This window comes from Aurantimonas manganoxydans SI85-9A1 (assembly GCF_000153465.1).
Taxonomy (GTDB): domain Bacteria; phylum Pseudomonadota; class Alphaproteobacteria; order Rhizobiales; family Rhizobiaceae; genus Aurantimonas; species Aurantimonas manganoxydans.
In genome coordinates, this window is the sequence record NZ_CH672387.1 from 2,493,184 (window position 1) to 2,514,837 (window position 21,654).

The following is a 21,654-nucleotide window of genomic DNA, read 5'->3' on the forward strand; positions in this document are numbered from 1 at the left end:
GCGTTGCGCGACGGGTGGGGCACAGGACAACGGAGGGGAGACTGATCCATTCACCGGCCGGTTCAGCCGACGTTGGCTGCGACCCGTGCCGGGTTCGCCTCGCTCGGTTCCATCGATCCGACCGCGTCTTCGTCAGGAGCCGGTGCAGGCGGCAATTGCCGCGGTGCCTGTTCCTCGATCTGGCGCTGGATCGGCGCATTGCTCGGAACACCGGGCAACTGCCGCAGATTCTGCTGCGCAGGCGGCTGCGTTACCACGCGCGGCGCGGCTGCCGGCGAGCTCGCCGGACGGGCAGAGCGCTGGGAAACGCGCACCGGGGCCGCCGGGACCGTCTGCACGGAATCGGCGGCAGCCTCGGTCGCCGGACGCGGCAGGGTCTGGGCCGCCGCAGTCAGCTGTTCGCCGTACTCCTGCGCCTTGTAGGCCTCGACATAGGCGCGGCCGGCCGCCGGATCGCTGAACTCCCAGATCGAGAGATCGGCGCCCTCGACGATGAGCCCCTCGACGGCCTTCTCGATCGCCGACTGGACCGCGATCTGCTTCGGCTCGTTGTAGGTGACGCCGGCCTCGGCCATGAAGAGCTCGTCAATCTTCACGTAGCGGAATGCGCCGCCTTGGAGGGCATAGGATGCGACCGCCTTGCGGACCGTCACCGTGGTCAGGACCTCGCCGGTCTTCGTCGACACGGCCCGGAGCGTCACGGTCACGACGTCGTGGATGTATTTGGTGTCGGCGCTGATCCCGAGGAAGCCGGCGCCCACGCCACCCGTCATGATGTTGGTGTCGTAGCCGATGATGCCGCCCTCGATGATGATGTTGGCATGCAGAAGCGGCGGAACCACTTTCGGATCGAGCTGCGTCTCGTTACGGTACAGCCGGCGCATCTCCGTGATGATCTGACGCTCCTTCAGGAGGTTATCCAGCTCGGCGCGCTCCAGCACGGTGAACCAGCGCCGCTCGCCGGCGTCCTGCAATGCCTGGATCAGCATCGAGGCGCCACCCTGCGTCACCGCGCGCGATAGCGACTGGACGTTTTCCCGTTCCTTGAACTGGCCGGTCAGATCCTCATAGCCATAGACCGCGACGACGGTCTTCTGCCTCGGTGGCGGCACGCGACGGAGATCGTCATTAGGCCGCGATACCGGCGCGATCACGGGCGGCGTATCCGTGAACGCCTCCTGGGTCACGCAGCCGGAAAGCGAAGCCAGGGCGACGATCATCACTGCCAGCCGCGGGCCACCCCGGGTCCAGATACAACTCAACATGGTTTCCCCTCAGGCAAGCACGACCAGGTTCTGACGAACAGGGCCTCCTGCAGATCAATTTAGGCTTGACGTGACGAGTTGCGGAACGACGATGTCCGTCACGGTGCCGTCCGCGCCGTTCACGATGGTCAAACGGATCGAATCCAGCGTCCGCGAGAAGGTAACGCTCGTGTCGCCGAAGGTCACGGTGCCGCTATCCTGCGGGTTCTCGCCGAAGATCGCCTCGGTGACCTGGGAGGCGAGCGCCGAGAGCAGCCGCCCCTGAAGCTGGCTGACGAATAGATCAGCCTGGCTGTTGCCCGCTCCGCCGCCGCCGCCGCCGATGCTGCTGCCCCCCGACAGGCCATCGTCGGCATCGCTCGCCGTCGCGTCACGCTGGGCGTTGGCAATCGCGAAAAGGTGCGAGGAATTGAGCGGATTGCCGCCAAACGACGGGTTCACCGGCGTGTAGACGAGATCGCCGGCTGTCGCCGTATGCGACGCAGCAGCGAAAATAAGCACTGCCCAGCAAACGACGCCAATCTTCCTCACCATTTTCTTCCCCTCGGCCAAAAGTTGCTCCGCATGCTCCCTGAGCACCCGACCCTTACGTCACCTAGCACGCTGCAACCTGAAATAGGGAGTCCATGAACAGGCATTATGCCGACGTTGCGGCATTTTCGTCACACATCATGAACGACGTCTGCAGACGATTGGTGTCCACGACGGACGTTGTAGGTGCGCAGCAAGGAGCTCGGCGCGCATTGATGCTATGCCTTTTTCCTTTCTGTACACCGTTGATCAGGGCTACTGCTTCGCCGAAGTCGGCTTGCTATTCGCCGCTCGTAGCCGACGGAGCCTATATCGAGTGCAGGAGGCGGGATGCCGTGCTCGAGAGTGACGGGCGCCTGCGCCAGTTCTTCATCGAGCGCCTGTCGGAAGGCTGCTCGCCGGAGCAGGTCGCGGGCTGACTGAAGAATGGTGCGGAGCCGAAATTGCGCGTGCTCGCCACCGAGACCATCTACGCCTCCGTCTATCGCGCCTCGCTGAAGGCCCAGGAGCTCTGGCGCTATCTCCTGCGCCGGCGCAGGACGCGCCGCCCGATGAGAGCACGCCTGTCGCGCGATACGATCAAGAACCGCCGCTCCATCCATGACCGTCCGGCCGAGGTCGAGGATCGCCGACAGGTCGAGCATTGGGAGGTTGATCTTGTCATCTGCAAGCGCGCTCGCCCGGTTCTCGTCCTTCATGAGCGAAAGACCCGTGTGACGCTCGCCACGAGGCTGAACGGAAAGACCGCCGCCGAAACCATCGCAGCGATGACAGCCGTCTTCCGGCGTGTTGCTCCCGGCCTGCGCTCCTCGGTGTGGTCTGCCCCCACTGAAGTTCTCTAATCGCATGGGTCAAGGGTCGTTTGTAACGTAAGTACACACGCCGGGCTTCTTGGTTCTCTCCGCGGTCGATCTCGATGGTCGCCGCATGTTGGCGTCAGATGGTGGATCAGCCAAAGTGGTCCTCGCAGTTACCGGTTTGGCACTGCATTCAGAGGGTCGGCCTAATCCGCGCCATACGTCCCGGCGGGGACGCATCCGTTGGTCAGTCTGGCAGCATTTCGGTCATCATGCTGTCACTTGGCTCCAACGGAATGGGGCGTTTGTTTTCCACATGGCGTGGAGGATGACGGCGATATTTCTGGCTACGGCGATGCGCGCCTTCTTGAAGCCGGAAGCCTTGGCAATTTTCATTCCCCAGGCCTTGAGCGTGGAGAACTTCAGATTGCGCGTCAGCAAGGTCGTGGCAGCCTCGTACAGATGCTTCCGCGTCATGCAGTTTCCCTGCTTTGATATTCGCCCGTTGCGGCTCGTTTCGCCGGACTCATATCGACGCGGCGTCAGTCCGAGATAGGCTCCTGCGCTCGATGAATGTTTGAAGCGTGAGGCGTTATCGAACGCGGAGGCGACTGAAAGGGCGGTGATGACACCGAAACCTGGCGCCGTCATGAACAGGCGGGCGGTCGGCGTTGTCTTGGCGATCGCCATGAGACGCTTGTCTAGCAACCGAATCTGATCGTGGACCGAGCTTCTGGCCTTCATCAGCGCCTCGGCGATCAGGCGCATCTGGGGGAGACATCAAGTTCGCCATCAATGATCTCGTCGGCACGGCCTTCAAAGCCATCGACGCGCTTGCCGAATAGCACGCCGAAGGTGCGCAGAAGACCACGGATCTCGTTCTCGATTTTGACCCGTATGCGAACGAGCGTTTCTCGGGCTACGAGAAGAGAGCGGATTTGATAGCTGTTCGCGGCTCTTGATGCGCACCTGCTTGAACCAGCCTATCCGCATGATCTGCGCCAGCCCGGCAGCATCGTTGCGATCCGTCTTGATGGGGCGCATCTTCAAGGCGGCGTTCGCATGTCGTGCGTCGATGCACACGATCGGCAGTTCTCTGATCGCCAGCTCGTTCCACAGCCACACCGCCAACGGACCGGTTTCGAGACCAACCCTTTCCAGGTTGGGCGCGCTGATCTTCAAACAATCGGCAATCGCATCGGGACAGGTCGGGACTTTCTTCTCCAGGAGGATCTGACCGGCTTCGTCGACAATACAAATCGCGGTCATCGCTTGTGAGACATCAAGGGCGGCATAACAGGACATCGAGGCTCTCCTTCATTCGTCGGCAAAGCCGATCGTTGCTGCCTGACCACTCTGGAGGAACCGTTCTCGTCCAGGGAGAGGTGCCACCTGCGATTACGCTAAGTGGTCCTCCCTGAAGTATGGTTTTTGAGCCATTGGAGGACGAGAGCATGCCGCAGAAGAAGCACAAGCCTGAAGAGATCGTCGCGAAGCTGCGGCAGTTCGATGTCCTGGTATCGCAGGGGCGATCGGTTGCTGAAGCCGTGCGCGCGATCAGCGTGACGCAGTTCACCTATTATCGTTGGCGGAAGGAGTACGGCGGCCTGAAGGGCAACCAGGTCAAGCGCCTGAAGGACCTCGAGAAGGAGAAGGATCGCCTTCGAAAGGCGGTCTCCGACCTGACCTTGGAGAAGCTGATCCTTCGAGAGGCCGCATCGGGAAACTTCTGTGCCCTTCCCGCCGCCGGCGTCGCATCGAACATGTCAGGACGATGTTCAAGGAGCGATAGCTCTCTTCCATGTTATGCACGATGTTATGCAGTTCGGGCTCTGTCGAGTCCGAATTCGCGAAAACTGCAAGCGATTGCAATCACTTAGGTAGATCTTGGTGGGCCCGGCAGGACTCGAACCTGCAACCAAGCGGTTATGAGCCGCCGGCTCTGACCAATTGAGCTACAGGCCCGCCGGGGATCGGCGTAGCGCAAAGGCTGGCGCCACTCAAGCGGGAGCGTGGTGGGCGGGAAGCGCCACGCGGGTTCTGCGGGCGCAGCGAGCGATTTCGTGTTGACGCCGCAATGCGACCATAGAAGAGCGGTTCCTGTCACCTTCCATCAACGGAGAGTCAGCGTCCATGAACCGCCGCTTCAGTCCCCTGATCGCCACCCTGATTCTCGTCGCTTCGCCGGCCGTCGCGCTGGCGCAGGCCGGCGCGACGCAGCCCGCCGCCGAGGCGGCCGCGCGCACCCTTGTCGTGACCGGAACCGGCGAGGCCCGGGCGACGCCCGACGTCGCCATGACAAGTTTCACGGTGCTGCGCTCGGCCGAGACCGCACGCGAGGCCCTTGATGCGGCAAATGCCGCGATGCACGAGGTGACGACCGGCATGGGCGAGATAGGCGTCGCGGACCGCGACCTGCAGACCTCCGGCTTCTCGATCAATCCGCAATATCGCTACGACAACCAGAACGACGGCACCCAGAAGCCGCCGGAGATCGCCGCCTATGAGGTGCGCAACAGCCTGACCGTGCGCGTGCGCGACATTGCGAAGCTCGGCGAGATCCTCGACCGGGCGGTCACGCTCGGGGTCAATCAGGGCGGCGAGATCAGTTTCGATGTCGCCGAGCCACAGGAGGCGCGCAATGCGGCACGGCAGGAGGCGGTCGCGGACGCCATGGCCACGGCGGAGGTCCTGGCCGAAGCGGCGGGCGTGACGCTCGGCCCGGTGCGCGAGATCAGCGAAAGCGGCGGGCAGATGCCGCCGCAGCCCTTGGGCCGGTCGATGAAGATGATGGCGGCGGAGGCGGCGCCCAGCGTTCCGGTCGAGACCGGTGAGAACAGCTTCAATGCCAGCGTGCGCATGGTCTTTTCCATCGCCGACTGACACGCCGCGGTCCAAGCCGCGGACAGAACAGCGGTCCCCGCAGCGGCATCAGCCGCACGCGGGGGCTAAAACGGTCAGCGAAGGCGGAAGCTGATCACCGGGCAGCCGCGCTCGCGGGCAAAGCGCACCACGGCACGGTGGCCGCGCGAGTGACCGGCGACGACGACGGCGCGACGGTTGGCCCGGCGGACATGGGCCCGGTGGACGCCCATGTTGCGTGCCTTGCGCACGGCGCGGCGGGGCGAACAGGCGACACGGCCGTGGTGGCCGCGGCGGACATGGCGCACGGGCTGGGCCGCATGGCCGGAGCCGATGGTGACGCCGAAGCGCAGGCCGTCGGCGACAGCCGGGGCGGTTGCCGTCGCGACACCGCCGGTGGCGAGCGCGGCAACGACACAGATCGAGCGGGCGAAAGACTGGAACATCGGGGCGTCTCCTCTTTGGGGTCCGGCGGGCAGACACGCCGCCGGGACCGCATTGGCCGAAGTCCGATCGCAAGGCCGCTGGACAGCGCGTGGCGGATGATGCGATCGCCTCCCCGCCCGTTCGGCAAGAAGTGATCCGACATTAGGAGAGCGGGACTGAATGCTGCCGGAACCGGCCGTTCATCGACGGTTCAGCCGGCATCCGCCGGGACGGCGCGCATCCAGAACTGCATGGTCTTGTCGCTCTCGGCCGCCTCGCCGAGATCGCGCCACGCCATGGTCGCCGTCAGTCCCGACACCGGCCGATAGCCGCGCTTGTGCCAGAAGCCATCCAGGGGCCGGTAGTCCGCGGGCCGCGCCGGGTGATCAACCGGACGCTCGACAGCGCAGAAGGCGGTGACGGCAAAGCCCTGTTCGGCCGCGGCCGCCTCGCGTCCGTCGAAGAAGCGGTGGCCGATGCCCCTGCCCCGCCATCGTGGATCGAGGACCGATTCGCCGAGATAGAAGACGCCGGCCGGGTCGATGCCTTGAGCGGCGAAACTCGCGGCCAGTTGCGGCTGGTGATCGCCCAGCGGCGCCGCTGTCGCGGCACCGACGAGCTGGCCGTCCCCGGCGCGGGCAGCGACGATCACCGCCCCCGGCGACGCGGCATAGGTGGCAAGGTAACGTCGCTCGTAGTCCCGATCGCCCTCATAGAGATAGGGAAAGGCGCTGAAGACGGAGATCCGCAGGCCCGCCAGTTCGTCCAGCACGGCCTCGGCGGCCGCGCCCTGCAGCGTTGCGCCCGACAGACCGCCGGTGTCGTCCCGCGTCATCGCGCCGAGACAGCCGCGATCCAAGCCTTGAGATTGTAGTAGGTGGTGACCCGCGTAATCTTGCCGTCGTCGATCTCGAAGAACTGGCCGGCGGGCACCGTATAGCGCTGTCCGTTCGCTTCGGGCAGGCCCGGGGCGGTCGCCAGATATTCGCCATGGACGGTGTATTCGGCGGCCGCGCGGCCGGAGTTCGCGGCAGTCATGACGACGATGTCGCTCAGCGTCTCGCGGTATTGGCGAGCCATCATGGCGAGGAAGTCGCGGAAGGCGGCGTGGCCGATCTCGCGACCGCTCTCGTTCAAATCATGGGCGACGTCCTCGTGCAGGCAGTCGAGCATGGCGCTCCAGTCGCTGGCGTTGAAGGCCGCGAGATAGCGCTCGATCAGCGCCGCATTGTCGTTCATCGGAAGGCTCCGTCGGTTGGGCTGGGTGGGCTGCGGCCGTCTCGGGTTCAGCCGAGCAGGCGCTGCAGCTTGGTCGGCAGGGATTCGATCACCGCGTCGGGCACGAAGAAGTCCGCGACCGGATCGCCCCCGCCCTCAGGTCCGTAGACCGAGAAATCGGTGACGCCCGTCTCTCGCAGCAGCACCTCGTCGACGAAGAAATTGCCGGTGCATTCGCGCGACGGCCGGGTCAGGATCGCATGGGCGGCATCGGCGACGATCTGCGGCGAGCGGCTCATCCGCGCCATCTGGTCGCCGCCCAGAACGTTGCGAACTGCCGCTGTGTCGATGGCGGTCAGCGGCCAGAGCGAGTTGACCGCGATGCCGTCGCGGCGGAACTCCTCGGCCATGCCGAGGGTGCACATGGACATGCCGAACTTCGCCATGGTGTAGGCGACGTTGTTGCGGAACCATTTCGGGTCCATGTCGAGCGGCGGCGACAGGTTGAGGATATGCGGGTTTGCCGCTGCCTTCAGATGCGGAATGCAGGTCTTCGAGACGAGGAAGGTGCCCCGCGCATTGACGCCGTTCATCAGGTCGTAGCGCTTCATCGGCGTGTCGAGCGTGCCGGTGAGCTGGATCGCCGAGGCGTTGTTGATGCAGATATCGATGCCGCCGAAGCGGGCGACCGCCTGGTCGACGGCGGCCTGTACCTGGTCCTCGTCGCGGATGTCGCAGACGACGGCGAGGCCCCTGCCGCCGGCCGCCTCGATTTCCTCGACCGCGGTATGGATGGTGCCCGGCAGCTTGGGATGCGGCGTGTCGGTCTTGGCCGCCACGACCACATTGGCGCCGTCCGCGGCTGCCTTCAGTGCGATCGCGAGGCCGATGCCGCGCGAACCGCCGGACATGAAGATGGTCTTGTTTCGAAGTGTCACGGTTGGCCTCCCCGTTCGCCTGACCGGCGGGACATCATCATACTCGCCGGCACGTGTCGACCGCCGCTCCAAGGCCGCGTCGTGCGGTGGCGGGCGCTTCCCGGCAGGGCCCGATCACCTGCCCAGGGCGGCATCAGCCGGCGAAGATCGCCTCGCCCTGTTCGTCGATCACCTGCCGGCCCTTCATCAGCGCGAAGCGGGCCGCTTCATCCTCGCTCTGGAACAGGTCGGCGCGCACCAGCCGGTGCGTTCGGGTCTCGCCGTCGATGGTCCGGGTGATGGTGGCGCAGAGCCGGAACTGGCCGCCCTCGGCGATCGGTGTCGCGGCGATGTGGAACCCGTCATAGGTCTCTTCGGCAACAACCCGCGCCGGCTTCGGCGCGGATGGCGCGGAACCTCTGCCGAACAGCTTCTTGAGAAAGGACATGGCTTTCCTTCGCGTGCTGGTGGCACCGGGCGCTGATGCGCCATCGACAGGAGGAGATAGCGGCCTTGCCGGTTCGGCAAGCCCGGGCGGGTGTCGGCCATATCATGGAAGGAGATCGTGCCGGGTCGAAAGGGACCGCGCGGCGCCGGCGTGGAGCGGGCGCAGGGCTGCGCGAGGCAGCAGGCGGGCGTCAGCGCCCCCAACAAAAACGGCGCGCCGGTCCGGATGGCCGGAACCGACGCGCCGCCGATGATCGATCAGCTGTCGAGGAAGGAGCGCAGCTTGCGCGAGCGGCTCGGGTGCTTGAGCTTGCGCAGCGCCTTGGCCTCGATCTGGCGAATACGCTCGCGGGTGACCGAGAACTGCTGGCCGACCTCTTCGAGCGTGTGATCGGTGTTCATGCCGATGCCGAAGCGCATGCGCAGCACCCGCTCCTCGCGCGGGGTGAGCGAGGCGAGGACGCGCGTGGTGGTCTCGCGCAGATTGCCCTGGATCGCCGCGTCGATCGGCAGGATGGCGTTCTTGTCCTCGATGAAGTCACCGAGATGCGAATCTTCCTCGTCGCCGACCGGCGTTTCGAGCGAAATCGGCTCCTTGGCGATCTTCAGGACCTTGCGGACCTTCTCCAGCGGCATGGCCAGCTTCTCGGCCAGCTCTTCCGGGGTCGGCTCGCGGCCGATCTCGTGCAGCATCTGACGCGAGGTGCGGACGATCTTGTTGATCGTCTCGATCATGTGCACCGGAATACGGATGGTGCGCGCCTGATCGGCGATCGAACGGGTGATCGCCTGCCGGATCCACCAGGTGGCGTAGGTCGAGAACTTGTAGCCGCGGCGGTACTCGAACTTGTCCACCGCCTTCATCAGGCCGATATTGCCCTCCTGGATCAGGTCCAGGAACTGCAGGCCGCGATTGGTGTATTTCTTGGCGATCGAGATGACGAGCCGGAGATTGGCCTCGACCATCTCCTTCTTGGCCTGCCGGGCCTCGCGCTCGCCCTTCTGCACCATGTGGACGATGCGGCGGAACTCGGTGATCTCGAGACCGGTCTCGGTCGCCAGATTCTGGATCTCCTGGCGCAGACGCTTGATCTGCTCCTTCTCGGCCTGGACGAATTTCAGCCAGCCCTTGCCGGACAGATTGGCGATATGCCGCGTCCAGTTGGGATCGAGCTCGGTGCCCTGGTACTCGTTCAGGAACTCGTCGCGCTTGACGCCATGGGATTCGGCCAGCCGCAGCAGACGGCCCTCGTTGCCGACCAGCCGCTTGTTGATGTCGTAGAGCTGGGCGACCAGCGCATCGATGCGGTTCTGGTTCAGCGACAGGCTCTTGACCGCCGTGATCAGCTCTTCCTTGAGCTTCTTGTAGGACCGCTCCTGGCTCGGCGACAGGGTGCCCTGCGCGGCGAGACGGTTCTCGACCTGCTGGTCCTGCAGCTTGCGCAGCCGGCGATAGGCGTCGGCGATCTGGTCGAAGGTCTCCATGACCTGCGGCCGGATCTCGGCTTCCATGGCGGCCAGCGAGAGGTTGTTCTCGAGGTCGTCGTCCTCCTCGTCCTCCTCCTCGCCAGGCGCGCGGGCGCCGGTCGAATGAGGCGGGCCGTTGGGAACGCCGCTCACCGAGCCGTTGGAGCCCTCGACGGCAGGCGGCGTCGGGGTCTTGGCCTCGGGGCCGGCATAGGTCGCCTCGAGATCGACGATCTCGCGCAACATGATGTTGCCTTCGTTGAGTTCGTCGCGCCAGATGATGATGGCCTGGAAGGACAGCGGGCTCTCGCAAAGGCCCGCGATCATCGTCTCGCGGCCGGCCTCGATGCGCTTGGCGATGGCGATCTCGCCCTCGCGGGACAGAAGCTCGACCGAGCCCATCTCGCGCAGATACATGCGCACGGGATCGTCCGTGCGGTCGCCGGCTTCCTTCTTGGTGGTGGTGGCGACCTGGGTGCGGCCGGTCTCGGCGACTTCGGTCGATTCGGAGGACTCGGACTGTTCCTCGTTCTCGCCCTCTTCGTCGCTCTCCACGACATTGATGCCCATATCGTTGAGATTGGTCATCATGTCCTCGATCTGCTCGGAGGTGACATCCTCCGCCGACAGCATCGAGTTGAGCTTGTCCATGGTCACGAAGCCGCGCTTCTTGGCGGCCTTGATCATCTTCTTGACAGCGTCATCCGACAGGTCGAGCAAGGGTCCATCGGGAGCACCCTCGTTCCGCTCCTCGATCGGCGCCTCGCTTTCCTTGGCCTTGATCGCCATGCGTGTCATTCTCCAATTCGCGCGTACCGCGCTGTCCGCCGTCGCGGACCGCGGACGCTGCGGTCATCTCGCCCGCCACCATGCGGCACGAGCCGTAAACTTTCGCTTAACCATAAAGCGCCGTGCCACACGGCGCTGATCAAGCAGGACGACGCCCCCAAGAAGGGGCATGTAGCGGCAATTTCAAGCGCGGAGACCGGACGATTGCCCACGACCTCATCCATATGATGAGTCAAGTGCTTGAAAGCAATGGTCTACCTGCACGCAGCGGCAGTGCTCCAGGCTGCGGGCCGTCCGTCAGAATGGTTATATGGCCTTCGCAGGCCGCCCCGACAAGGTGCCGAAGCCCTCGATCAGGGCTTCCGTGCCGTCGACGCGCTCCAGTTCGCGCTTGACCTCCATCAGATGGGCGAAGGCCGCTTCCGAGGATTCGCGGCCTAGCGCCTCCTCGGCAAGTTTCAGCTCAGACGCCAGGGCCCGCGACCGGTGATGCAGGTGCAGCGCCTGGCGAACCGCCTCGCGCGCGTCCTCGGGCGCGGCGTCCGACAGGAAGGGCCAGAGCCGCACCATCCGGGCCTTGTTCTCGTAGCTCTCGAAGATGTCGCGGGCGCCGCGGGCCTGCAGTTCCGCCAGAAGCGCATCGCGATCGGCCGGCGGACTTTCGGCATAGGCGTCGAGGACGCAGGAGCGCAGCCGGTCGAGATCGCCTGTCGGCAGGTCGAGATCGGCGAAATAATCGAACTCCTCGTGGATCAGCGCCGGATGATTGACGAAGCCGAGGACGATGGCGATTTCGCGCAGCGACGGCTGCGGCCCCTGTTGCGGGCGCATCAGGCTGGAGCGCGCGAGGCGGTCCGAGATGGCCGAGCGCCGGCCGCCGGCCGCACCGCCGCGGCGCGGCCCGCCGCCGTGATCGTCCCTGTCCCGGCCCCCGCCCCGGTTGTCGCGTCCGTCGCGGCGATTGCCGTAGCCGGCCGTCTTGGCCGATCCGCCGAAGAAGGAGCGCAGCCGCTCCTCGACGTCCTGCAGATAGTGCCGGCGCACGCTCTCGTCGCCGACCTGGCGCAGCAGCGCCTTGACCCGGTGTTCGAGGTCGGCGCGGCGCTCCGGCGTGTCGAAATCGCCGCCGGCGGTCTCGCGCATCCACAAGAGATCGGCGAGCGGCCGGGCCGCGCCCTGGATCTCGCGGAACGCGTCCGGCCCGCCCTCGCGCACCAGATCGTCCGGGTCCTTGCCCGGCGGCATCAGGGCAAAGCGCAGCGACCGCCCGGGTTTCAGTGCCGGCAGCGCCAGTTCGGCGGAGCGGTGCGCCGCCTTCAATCCTGCAGAGTCGCCGTCGAAACACAGGATCGGCTCGCCGGTGGAGCGCCACAAAAGGTCGAGCTGGCGCTCGGTCAGCGCCGTGCCGAGGGGCGCCACGACATTCTCGAAGCCGGCCTGCGCCAGGGCGATCACGTCCATGTAGCCTTCGACGACGACGAGCGTGCCGGCCGCTTTCGCCGCGCGTCGGGCCTGGCCGAGATTGTAGAGCACCTGCCCCTTGTGGAAGATCTCGGTCTCCGGCGAGTTCAGATATTTCGCCTGGGCCTCGGCCGACATCGCGCGGCCGCCAAAGGCGATCGGCTTGTCATGCAGGTCGACGATGGGGAACATGATGCGGTCGCGGAAGCGGTCGTAGGAAACGGCAATCCCCTCGCCGTGGACGACGAGCCCGGCTGCCTCGATCTCGCTGCGGCCGACGCCCTTGGAGGCCAGATATTCCTTCAGCCGATTGCGCGAATTGGGCGCATAGCCGAGGCCGAATTTCTTCTGGGTGTGCGGGGTCAGGCCACGGTCGCGCAGATAGGCGCGGGCCTTGGCGCCCTCGGGCTCCTGCAGCATCGCCTGGAAGAAGCTGCTGGCATGGCGCATGGCGTCGACGATGGTCGCCTTGGCCGCCTCGCGCTGCTCGGCCTGAGCGTCGCGCGCCGGCATCGGCACGCCGGCCTCGGCGGCCAGCCGCTCCACCGCCTCCGGGAAGGACAGCCCCTCCAGCTCGGTCAGGAAGCGGAAATGATCGCCGGACACGCCGCAGCCGAAGCAATGGTAGCGGCCCTTGGCATCCTCGCAGTGGAAGGACGGCGTCTTCTCGCCGTGGAACGGGCAACAGGCCCAGTGGTCGCCGCGGCCCGGCTGCGACTTGCGCCGGTCCCAGGTCACACGCCGGCCGATCACGTCCGAGATCGGGATCCGGTCGCGGATGTCGTCGAGAAAGGCGGGAGAGAAGCGCATGAGGTGCCTGATACAGCCTTTGACGGCCGCTTGTCATCGACTCTCGACGTCGCGTCGGACGGATCGCCATCGCCGGTCGTCGCGAAGGGTCTGCAAAGCCTTGCGAAGCGTGCCCGGGGCAATGATAGCTGATCCGTGTCGCGACGAAGAGGTGCCCCCTTGCTGCAAGCCCTGACCGCCATCTTCCTGTGCCAACTCGCCGGCGAAGCGATCACGGTCGCCACCGGCCTGCCCCTGCCCGGGCCGGTCATCGGCATGGCGCTGCTGTTCGCCGTCCTTCTCATCAAGCGCAAGGTGCCGGACGATCTGGGCCGCGTCGGCGACGGCCTGCTGTCGCATCTGTCGCTGCTGTTCGTGCCGGCCGGCGCCGGGATCATGATGCATGTGGGGCGGCTGGAGGGCGAGATCCTGTCGGTCGGGGTGACGCTCGTCGTCTCGACCTTGGCGACCATCGCGGTCACCGCCTTCCTGATGAACCGTTTCGGCCCCGGCCGGAAGGCGGCGGCGCGCCGTGGGTGAGACACTCGTCGACGTCTGGGTCTATCTGGCCGCCAGCCCGCTTTTGTTCCTGACCATGACGCTGGTCGCCTATCAGGCCGCGACCTGGCTCTACCGCAAGGCCGGCTCGACCGCGCTGCTCAACCCTGTGTTCCTGACCGTGGCGGCGATCGTTGCGGTGCTGACGCTGACCGGCACCAGTTACCCGACCTATTTCGAGGGGGCGCAGTTCATCCATTTCCTGCTGGGGCCGGCCACCGTGTCGCTGGCGATTCCGCTCTATCGCCAGTTCGACCGGGTGCGCGACAGCGCGCTGGCGGTTGCGGCGAGCCTGTTTGCCGGCTCGCTGACGGCGCTCGCCTCGGCGATCGGGCTCGGCGTCCTCCTGCGGGCGGATGCGGTGAGTCTGGTCTCGATGGCGCCGAAATCGGTCACGGCGCCGGTCGCCATGGGCATCGCCGAGAAGCTCGGCGGCCTGCCCTCGCTGACCGCGGTCTTCGTCATCGCGACGGGAATTCTCGGCGCCTCGCTGGGGCCGGTGCTGCTGGACCTGATGGGGATTCGCGATCCGGCGGCGCGGGGCTTTGCCATGGGCACGGCCTCGCATGGCATCGGCACAGCCCGGGCCCTGCAGGAAAGCGAGATCGCCGGGGCCTTCTCGGGCCTCGCCATGGGCCTCAACGCCCTCGCGACGGCGATCATCCTGCCGCTGCTCTGGACGTTTCTGTTCTAGAGCGTCGGACTGAATCTCAGAATCCCCGGCCCGCTTCCCTTTAAGCCTTCACCGTGATTCCCTCGTGTTGGAGGTGGATCATGAGCAAAAGCTATTCGATTGATCTGCGTGAACGGGTCGCCGGCTTCATCGACAAGGGTCAGTCTCGTCGGGCGGCGGCTCGCCATTTTGGCGTTAGCGAGAGCTTTGCGATCAAGCTGGACCAGCGGCGGGTCCGGTCAGGATCGATCGCACCGCACAAGCAGGGCCGCCCTCGCGGTAGCGGAAAGCTGGAGGTGTTTGAGGCCTTCCTGATCGGCGCCGTCGAAGCCAAGCCCGACATCACCATGCCGGAACTGGCCGCGCTGCTGATGGAGGTGCACAGCGTGACCGCCGCCCCGGCGGTGCTGTCGCGCTTTCTGTGCCGGCGCGGCTTCACATATAAAAAAATGCCTGATGGCGTCGGAATGCGCACGCGCCGGCGTGCGTGAGGAGCGCCGGGTCTGGAAGACCAAGCGCCAGCCCCGGATGCGATTGGCGCCGCAGCGTCTGGTGTTCATCGACGAGACGTCGGTGACGACCAAGATGGCCCGGCTGCGCGGCCGTAGCCGGCGCGGCCGGAGACTGCGCGCCGACGCACCCTTCGGCCACTGGGGCACCCAGACCTTCATTGCCGGCCTGCGCTGCCACGAACTAACCGCACCCTGGGTCATCGACCGGCCGCTCAACCGATCCGCCTTCGACACCTACATCGAGACCCAGCTCGCGCCGACGCTGCGCAAAGGCGACATCGTCATTCTCGACAATCTTGCTGTCCACAAAAGTCAGCGGGCGGCCGAGTGCCTTCGACGAAGAGGCGCCTGGTTCCTATTCCTGCCACCCTATTCGCCGGATCTGAACCCGATCGAGATGGCGTTCTCAAAGCTGAAGGCACATCTGCGCAAGGCTGCCGCCAGAACATTCGACGATCTCTGGAAGGCCATCGGCGATATCTGCGGCCTCTTTGAACCAGAAGAGTGCTGGAACTACCTCAAGGCCGCGGGATATGCGTCTGATTAAGCGTCCGACGCTCTAGCTTGCGGGAATCGTCGTTCGGTCGCGGCGCCTAGCGCAGCAGGCCCTTCACCACGGTGGAGGCCTTGCCCATGTCCATCTTGCCCGGATAGCGCTCCTTGAGCGCGTTCATGCAGCGCCCGACGTCACGCAGACCGCGCGACTCGGTGTCTTCCACCACTTCGCGGCAGGCCTGTTCCATTTCGCCGGAATTGAGCTGCGGCGGCAGCAATTCGCGAATCACCGCGATTTCGCGGCGCTCCTGATCGGCGAGCGCCGGCTGGCCGGTCTCGTCGAAGCCCTTGGCCGATTCGATCCGCTGCTTGATCATCTTCGACAGGATCTGCAGCACCTCGTCGTCGCTGACCGGATCGCGCCCGGCTGTGCGATTGGCGACGTCGCGATCCTTGATGGCGGCGTGGATGAGCCGCAGCGTGGAGCAGCGGGTCTTGTCCTGGCCATTGGTCGCGGATTTGAGGGCGTCCGCAAGATGCTCGCGCATGGGGTCTTTGTCTTTCAGGTTTCGTGAACAGTCTGCATGACCGACGAATGCCACCAGTCCGATACTAATCCATACCTAACGGATGAAAAGGTAAAGCCGGGTCCGGGCGGCGATTCCAGCCTCGGCACAGGAGAGTGCCGCTGGTCCATGTCTGATCGGGCCGTCGAGGCCGCCGTTTTGCAATCCTGTCATCGTGCCGATCTGCGCGAATGCCGGTCCGGCACCCGCCGGCTTCTTGCCGTGCAGCGTGGCGCGCATGTAGAAAATCGCGGAAGACTCCGCAAGGTCCCTTGCAACGACCGCCGTCTCGGCAGATATCGCGGGGACATGCCGGCGCCGATTGTAGGCCTGCCGATGCGACGCTGCGGCCGCGATGGCTGGCCCGGCACGGACCCATAGACGAAAGAGGCGCCCCATGACCGAAGGCTGGACAATCCGCGAGCCGACCGCAGTTCTGGTGCTGGCAGACGGGACGGTCATTGACGGTTTCGGTCTCGGCGCCACCGGCGCGATCGAAGGCGAGGTGTGCTTCAACACCGCCCTCACCGGCTATCAGGAGATTCTCACCGATCCCTCCTATGCGCGGCAGATCGTCACCTTCACCTTCCCGCATATCGGCAATGTCGGAGCGAATGACGAGGACCAGGAAGACCTGGTTCCGGCCAACGCGACCGGCGCGGTCGGCGCGATCTTCCGGGCCGACGTGTCCGAGCCGTCGAACTATCGCTCCTCCGGCCACCTCAATGCCTGGCTCAAGGACCGCGGCGTCATCGCCCTGTCAGGCGTCGACACCCGCGCCCTCACCGCGCTGATTCGCGAAAAGGGTGCCGTGAACGCGGTCATCGCGCACGATCCGGACGGCCAGTTCGACATCGACGCCCTGAAGGCGCGCGCCGCCGCCTGGAGCGGCCTTGTCGGCCTCGATCTCGCCAAGGAAGCGGCGGGCTCCGACGCGGTGATCTGGGACGAGAAGCCCTGGGTCTGGAATGCCGGCTACGCCGCCGAGGCCGAGCCGCGCTACACCATCGTGGCCATCGACTACGGCACCAAGCGCAACATCCTGCGCCGGATGGCCGGCGAAGGCGCACGGGTGATACTGGTGCCGCCGACGACCAGCGCCGAGGACATTCTCGCCCACAATCCCGACGGCGTCTTCCTGTCGAACGGCCCCGGCGATCCGGCGGCGACCGGCGACTACGCCGTGCCGACCATCAAGACGCTGATCGAGAAGGATGTGCCGGTCTTCGGCATCTGCCTCGGCCACCAGATGCTGGCGCTGGCGCTCGGCGCCCAGACCGAGAAGATGCATCAGGGTCACCACGGCGCCAACCATCCGGTGAAGGACTTCACCACCGGCAAGGTCGAGATCGTGTCGATGAACCACGGGTTTGCCGTCGCAGCCGATTCGCTGCCCGAGGGCGTCGAGGAAACCCATCGCTCGCTGTTCGACGGGTCCAATTGCGGCCTGCGGCTCACCGGCAAGCCGGTGTTCTCGGTCCAGCACCATCCCGAGGCCTCGCCTGGCCCGCAGGATTCGCACTACCTCTTCGACCGGTTCTTCCGGATGATCGACGAGCACAAGGGCCGCAAGGCCGCCGCCTGACAGCGGCGACGAGGCCATGGCTACGACGAGCGCCCCCTGGCTGACTGGCCGCCTGCAAAACGTCGGGCGACAGCACCCAGAGATGCGCCGCCGCGACGGCGCCCCGGGCGCTCTGTTTCATCGCCTTGGCCGACGCGATAGCATCGGTGCGGATCTCGTTTCGGGCGCCGGCCGGCAGCGGCCGGTCGCAGATGTGCCGGTCCGGTCACGGGAGGGCTCATGAACGCTGATGGCTTCAGGGCCTGGCGCAAGGCGCTCGGCCTGAAACAGAAGGACGCGGCGGAGAAGCTCGGCCTGAAGAAGCGGGTCATCCAGTATTACGAAAAGGGTGCGCGCGACGGAAAGAGCGTCGAGATCCCGAAGACGGTCGAACTGTCCTGCCTGGCGCTGTCGCTCGGCATCGAGACCTATGACGGCCGCGGTCTGCCGCGCAGTGCCTCGGAGCTGTTCTCGGCCAAACCGCCGCTCCCGGACGCATGAGCGACCTGCCGGTCACACAGGCAGGGGACGCCGTCTTACCGCCCCTGCCGACCGACCGATCGCGTCGCACACAAGATTCCGGACGATCTACCCTTTCGCCATCCACGCCGGTTGCCTATAAGCCGGCCTCAGCCTCGACAGAACCTGAAGCGACCGGCCGTCACATCGTGCAGCCGGGCTTTTTGGCGCGCAACATAACCGGACGAAGCCTCGCCATGCCAAAGCGTACCGATATCAAGTCCATTCTCATCATCGGCGCCGGCCCGATCATCATCGGGCAGGCCTGCGAGTTCGACTATTCCGGCACGCAGGCCTGCAAGGCGCTGAAGGCGGAGGGCTACCGGATCATCCTGGTCAACTCCAATCCGGCCACGATCATGACCGACCCGGATCTGGCCCACGCGACCTATATCGAGCCGATCACCCCGGAAGTCGTCGCCAAGATCATCGCCAAGGAGCGGCCCGACGCGCTGCTGCCGACGATGGGCGGCCAGACCGCGCTCAACACGGCCCTGTCGCTGCGCCGCATGGGTGTCCTGGAGAAATACGGGGTCGAGATGATCGGCGCCGATGCCGACGCCATCGACAAGGCCGAGGACCGCGCGCTGTTCCGCGAGGCGATGGCCAAGATCGGCCTGGAAACCCCGCGTTCGCTGCTGGCCAACGCCACCGACGCCAAGTCGGCCGACCGCAAGGTCCACGACACCCGCCGCGCCGAGATCATCGCGACCATCACCGACGAGGCCGAGCAGGACGCCGCCCTCGCCGCGCTGGAGCACGAGTGGCTGATCGGCGAGCCCGACCGCAAGCAGCGCTACATGACGCGGGCACTGGCCGCGGCGGCCGAAGCGCTCGAGGACGTCGGCCTGCCGGCGATCATCCGGCCATCCTTCACGCTCGGCGGCACCGGTGGCGGCATCGCCTACAACCGCTCGGAATTCTTCGAGATCGTCGAGGGCGGCCTCGACGCCTCCCCGACGACCGAGGTGCTGATCGAGGAGAGCGTCCTCGGCTGGAAGGAATACGAGATGGAGGTCGTCCGCGACAAGGCGGACAACTGCATCATCGTCTGCTCCATCGAGAACATCGACCCGATGGGCGTCCATACGGGCGATTCGATCACCGTCGCGCCGGCACTGACGCTGACCGACAAGGAATACCAGATCATGCGCAACGCCTCGATCGCGGTGCTGCGCGAGATCGGGGTCGAGACCGGCGGTTCGAACGTGCAGTTCGCCGTCGATCCGCAGACCGGCCGCCTCGTCGTCATCGAGATGAATCCGCGCGTGTCGCGCTCCTCCGCCCTCGCCTCCAAGGCGACCGGCTTCCCGATCGCCAAGGTCGCGGCCAAGCTCGCCGTCGGCTACACGCTCGACGAACTGGAGAACGACATCACCGACGGCGCGACGCCGGCCTCCTTCGAGCCGTCGATCGACTATGTCGTCACCAAGATTCCGCGCTTCGCCTTCGAGAAGTTCCCCGGCTCCGAGCCGATCCTGACCACGGCGATGAAGTCCGTCGGCGAGGTCATGGCGATCGGCCGGACCTTCGAGGAATCGCTCCAGAAGGCGCTGCGCGGCCTCGAGACGGGGCTGGACGGCCTCGACGAGATCGAGATTCCGGGCATCGGCGAAGGCGACGACAAGAACGCCATCCGCGCCGCGCTCGGCACGCCGACACCCGACCGCCTGCTGATGGTCGCCCAGGCCCTGCGCATGGGCACCTCGCCGGAGCAGGTCCACCAGTCGTGCAAGATCGACCCGTGGTTCATCGCCCGGATCAAGGCGATCATCGACCAGGAAGAGAAGATCCGCACCCACGGCCTGCCGGACGACGCTGACAATCTGCGCTTCCTGAAGTCGGTCGGCTTCTCCGACGCGCGGCTGGCCAAGCTGATCGGCGGCGAGACGGCCGATGTCTCGGCCCTGCGCGACAGGCTCGACGTGCACCCGGTCTACAAGCGGATCGACACCTGCGCGGCCGAGTTCGCCTCGCCGACGCCCTACATGTACTCGACCTACGAGCGCGCCTTTGCCGGCGAGATGCGCTCGGAGGCCGCGGTCACCGACGCGAAGAAGGTGGTGATCCTGGGCGGCGGTCCGAACCGGATCGGCCAGGGCATCGAGTTCGACTATTGCTGCTGCCACGCGGCCTTCGCGCTGCAGGACGCCGGCTACGAAGCCATCATGATCAACTGCAACCCGGAGACCGTGTCGACCGACTACGACACGTCGGACCGGCTGTATTTCGAGCCGCTGACCGCCGAGGACGTGCTTGAGGTCCTGAAGGCCGAGCAGACCGCCGGCAGGCTGCATGGCGTGATCGTGCAGTTTGGCGGCCAGACTCCGCTGAAGCTCGCCGAAGCGCTGGAGAAAGCCGGTATCCCGATCCTCGGCACGTCGCCCGACGCCATCGATCTCGCCGAGGACCGCGATCGTTTCCAGCGGCTGCTGAACGAGCTCGGCCTGCGCCAGCCGCGCAACGGCATCGCGCGCTCGGTGGACGAGGCCCGCGATATCGTCGCCCGCATCGGCTATCCGGTCGTGGTGCGTCCGTCCTACGTCCTGGGCGGCCGGGCCATGGAGATCGTGCGCAACGAGGCGCAGTTCGAGCGCTACATGCACACGGCCGTCGTCGTGTCCGGCAAGTCGCCGGTGCTGATCGACTCCTATCTGTCGGACGCCATCGAGGTCGATGTCGACTGCCTCAGCGACGGCACCGCGACCTATGTCGCCGGCATCATGGAGCACATCGAGGAGGCCGGCATCCATTCGGGCGACTCGGCCTGCTCGCTGCCGGTCCACTCCCTGTCGACGGCAATGACCGACGAACTGGTCCGCCAGACCCGCGAAATGGCGCTGGCGCTCAAGGTCGGCGGCCTGATGAACGTCCAGTTCGCCATCAAGGACGACGTGGTCTACGTCCTCGAAGTGAACCCCCGCGCCTCGCGCACTGTGCCCTTCGTCGCCAAGACCATCGGCGCACCGATCGCCAAGGTCGCCGCCCGGATCATGGCCGGCGAGACACTGGATGCGGCCTTTGCGGCCTATGGCGGCGCACCGGACCCGCGCGCTTTGAAGCACATCGCGGTCAAGGAAGCGGTCTTCCCCTTCGCCCGCTTCCCGGGCGTCGACACGCTGCTGGGCCCCGAGATGCGGTCGACCGGCGAGGTCATGGGGCTCGACTACGATTTCGCGGTGGCCTTCGCCAAGTCGCAGCTCGGCGCCGGCGTCGACCTGCCCCAGGAGGGCACGGTGTTCATCTCGGTGAAGGAAGCCGACAAGGAGCGCAGCCTCGCGCCGGTCCGCCGGCTCTACGAGATGGGCTTCAAGATCATCGCCACCGGCGGCACCCACCGTTTCCTCGCCGATCGCGGCATCGCAGCCGAGAAGATCAACAAGGTGCTGGAAGGCCGTCCGCATATCGAGGACGCCATCCGCAACCGGCAGGTGCAGCTCGTCCTCAACACGACGGAGGGCGCCAAGGCGCTGTCGGATTCGCGCTCGCTGCGCCGCGCCGCGCTGATCCACAAGGTGCCCTACTACACCACGCTCGCGGGCATGGTGGCGGCCGCGGAGGCCATCGCGGCCCTGCGGAAGGGCAATCTTGAAGTTCGGCCGTTGCAATCGTACTTTAATGCTGCCTGATTGAAACGGCGCCCGACGCCCGGGCGCCCGGGCGTTCAATCTGGATAACCAAGCTGGTTCCAGCGACCCCGGTCGTATGGGACCGGTTTGTTATTGTGCTCCGGCCTGGCGCGTTCGCCGTCCGGCAATCAAAGAATAATGCAGATGCCGCGGCAGGGCCGCGCATCGG

The 21,654-nt window shown here is 65.9% G+C and carries 19 protein-coding genes, 1 tRNA gene and 3 pseudogenes; 9 read left to right on the forward strand and 14 right to left on the reverse strand.

Going from position 1 to position 21,654, the window contains the following annotated elements:
- Positions 1-62: 62 nt before the first annotated feature.
- Both SI859A1_RS11760 and SI859A1_RS11765 read right to left on the reverse strand, forming a co-directional pair.
- On the reverse strand, positions 63-1,265 hold the full coding sequence (locus tag SI859A1_RS11760; RefSeq protein WP_009209981.1) for a CsgG/HfaB family protein: 1,203 nt from the start codon (positions 1,263-1,265) through the stop codon (positions 63-65).
- Positions 1,266-1,319: 54 nt separating this feature from the next.
- The gene (locus SI859A1_RS11765; RefSeq protein WP_050767518.1) at positions 1,320-1,799 is read right to left on the reverse strand and encodes a curli assembly protein CsgF; all 480 of its coding nucleotides are present in this window, start codon (positions 1,797-1,799) and stop codon (positions 1,320-1,322) included.
- A 278-nt stretch (positions 1,800-2,077) separates the two neighbouring features.
- Between SI859A1_RS11765 and SI859A1_RS11770 the strand changes: the two are divergent.
- A pseudogene (locus tag SI859A1_RS11770) lies at positions 2,078-2,611 on the forward strand (IS30 family transposase); the annotation flags it as partial.
- A 252-nt stretch (positions 2,612-2,863) separates the two neighbouring features.
- On the opposite strand, the gene SI859A1_RS22110 reads toward SI859A1_RS11770, so the two are convergent.
- Entirely contained in the window at positions 2,864-3,361 is a 498-nt protein-coding gene (locus SI859A1_RS22110; protein ID WP_009209984.1) for an IS110 family transposase, read from the reverse strand.
- Positions 3,362-3,409: 48 nt separating this feature from the next.
- Positions 3,410-3,898, reverse strand: coding sequence for an IS110 family transposase (locus SI859A1_RS22115; protein ID WP_009209985.1), 489 nt, complete (start codon positions 3,896-3,898; stop codon positions 3,410-3,412).
- 149 nt (positions 3,899-4,047) lie between these two features.
- Here SI859A1_RS22115 and SI859A1_RS11780 point away from each other — a divergent pair.
- Positions 4,048-4,364, forward strand: a pseudogene (locus SI859A1_RS11780) (transposase); the annotation flags it as partial.
- A gap of 117 nt (positions 4,365-4,481) precedes the next feature.
- On the opposite strand, the gene SI859A1_RS11785 reads toward SI859A1_RS11780, so the two are convergent.
- A tRNA-Ile gene (locus SI859A1_RS11785) sits at positions 4,482-4,558 on the reverse strand.
- Between the two features lie 168 nt (positions 4,559-4,726).
- On the opposite strand from SI859A1_RS11785, the gene SI859A1_RS11790 reads away from it, so the two are divergent.
- Entirely contained in the window at positions 4,727-5,476 is a 750-nt protein-coding gene (locus SI859A1_RS11790; protein WP_009209987.1) for an SIMPL domain-containing protein, read from the forward strand.
- Positions 5,477-5,550: 74 nt separating this feature from the next.
- On the opposite strand, the gene SI859A1_RS11795 is transcribed toward SI859A1_RS11790, so the two are convergent.
- From SI859A1_RS11795 to dnaG, 7 genes are all read right to left on the reverse strand, one after another.
- Positions 5,551-5,901 (reverse strand): hypothetical protein, encoded by a 351-nt coding sequence (locus SI859A1_RS11795; RefSeq protein WP_040325737.1) that lies wholly within the window; start codon positions 5,899-5,901, stop codon positions 5,551-5,553.
- A gap of 191 nt (positions 5,902-6,092) precedes the next feature.
- Entirely contained in the window at positions 6,093-6,716 is a 624-nt protein-coding gene (locus SI859A1_RS11800) for a GNAT family N-acetyltransferase (RefSeq protein WP_009209988.1), read from the reverse strand.
- The gene (locus SI859A1_RS11805; protein WP_009209989.1) at positions 6,713-7,120 is read right to left on the reverse strand and encodes a ketosteroid isomerase-related protein; all 408 of its coding nucleotides are present in this window, start codon (positions 7,118-7,120) and stop codon (positions 6,713-6,715) included. The genes SI859A1_RS11800 and SI859A1_RS11805 overlap by 4 nt, the downstream gene beginning before the upstream one ends.
- Positions 7,121-7,167: 47 nt before the next feature.
- The gene (locus SI859A1_RS11810) at positions 7,168-8,037 is read right to left on the reverse strand and encodes an SDR family oxidoreductase (RefSeq protein WP_040325738.1); all 870 of its coding nucleotides are present in this window, start codon (positions 8,035-8,037) and stop codon (positions 7,168-7,170) included.
- Positions 8,038-8,170: 133 nt separating this feature from the next.
- Positions 8,171-8,464, reverse strand: coding sequence for an HlyU family transcriptional regulator (locus tag SI859A1_RS11815; protein WP_040325739.1), 294 nt, complete (start codon positions 8,462-8,464; stop codon positions 8,171-8,173).
- 257 nt (positions 8,465-8,721) lie between these two features.
- Positions 8,722-10,719: an RNA polymerase sigma factor RpoD gene (rpoD, locus tag SI859A1_RS11820; RefSeq protein WP_024351281.1), complete on the reverse strand. Its 1,998-nt coding sequence runs from the start codon at positions 10,717-10,719 to the stop codon at positions 8,722-8,724.
- A 306-nt stretch (positions 10,720-11,025) separates the two neighbouring features.
- Positions 11,026-12,990 (reverse strand): DNA primase, encoded by a 1,965-nt coding sequence (gene dnaG / locus SI859A1_RS11825; RefSeq protein ID WP_009209992.1) that lies wholly within the window; start codon positions 12,988-12,990, stop codon positions 11,026-11,028.
- 159 nt (positions 12,991-13,149) lie between these two features.
- On the opposite strand from dnaG, the gene SI859A1_RS11830 reads away from it, so the two are divergent.
- The 3 genes and pseudogenes from SI859A1_RS11830 (at position 13,150) to SI859A1_RS20945 (ending at position 15,259) form a co-directional block, all read left to right on the forward strand.
- Positions 13,150-13,509, forward strand: a complete 360-nt coding sequence (locus SI859A1_RS11830) for a CidA/LrgA family protein (RefSeq protein WP_040325740.1) — start codon at positions 13,150-13,152, stop codon at positions 13,507-13,509.
- Positions 13,502-14,221 (forward strand): LrgB family protein, encoded by a 720-nt coding sequence (locus SI859A1_RS11835; protein WP_009209993.1) that lies wholly within the window; start codon positions 13,502-13,504, stop codon positions 14,219-14,221. The genes SI859A1_RS11830 and SI859A1_RS11835 overlap by 8 nt, the downstream gene beginning before the upstream one ends.
- A gap of 80 nt (positions 14,222-14,301) precedes the next feature.
- Positions 14,302-15,259, forward strand: a pseudogene (locus SI859A1_RS20945) (IS630 family transposase).
- A 46-nt stretch (positions 15,260-15,305) separates the two neighbouring features.
- Here the strand turns inward: SI859A1_RS20945 and SI859A1_RS11850 are convergent.
- Both SI859A1_RS11850 and SI859A1_RS21485 read right to left on the reverse strand, forming a co-directional pair.
- Positions 15,306-15,755 carry a GatB/YqeY domain-containing protein gene (locus SI859A1_RS11850; protein WP_040325742.1) on the reverse strand — a complete coding sequence of 150 codons (450 nt, stop codon included), beginning with the start codon at positions 15,753-15,755 and terminating at the stop codon, positions 15,306-15,308.
- A 75-nt stretch (positions 15,756-15,830) separates the two neighbouring features.
- Positions 15,831-16,013, reverse strand: coding sequence for a hypothetical protein (locus tag SI859A1_RS21485; RefSeq protein ID WP_148233822.1), 183 nt, complete (start codon positions 16,011-16,013; stop codon positions 15,831-15,833).
- A 157-nt stretch (positions 16,014-16,170) separates the two neighbouring features.
- On the opposite strand from SI859A1_RS21485, the gene carA reads away from it, so the two are divergent.
- From carA to carB, 3 genes are all read left to right on the forward strand, one after another.
- The gene (gene carA, locus SI859A1_RS11855) at positions 16,171-17,358 is read left to right on the forward strand and encodes a glutamine-hydrolyzing carbamoyl-phosphate synthase small subunit (protein ID WP_009209996.1); all 1,188 of its coding nucleotides are present in this window, start codon (positions 16,171-16,173) and stop codon (positions 17,356-17,358) included.
- A gap of 219 nt (positions 17,359-17,577) precedes the next feature.
- Positions 17,578-17,838, forward strand: a complete 261-nt coding sequence (locus SI859A1_RS11860) for a helix-turn-helix domain-containing protein (protein WP_050767520.1) — start codon at positions 17,578-17,580, stop codon at positions 17,836-17,838.
- A gap of 215 nt (positions 17,839-18,053) precedes the next feature.
- A complete protein-coding gene (carB, locus tag SI859A1_RS11865) occupies positions 18,054-21,485 on the forward strand; it encodes a carbamoyl-phosphate synthase large subunit (protein ID WP_009209997.1) in 3,432 nt (1,143 codons plus the stop codon).
- Positions 21,486-21,654 lie beyond the last annotated feature (169 nt).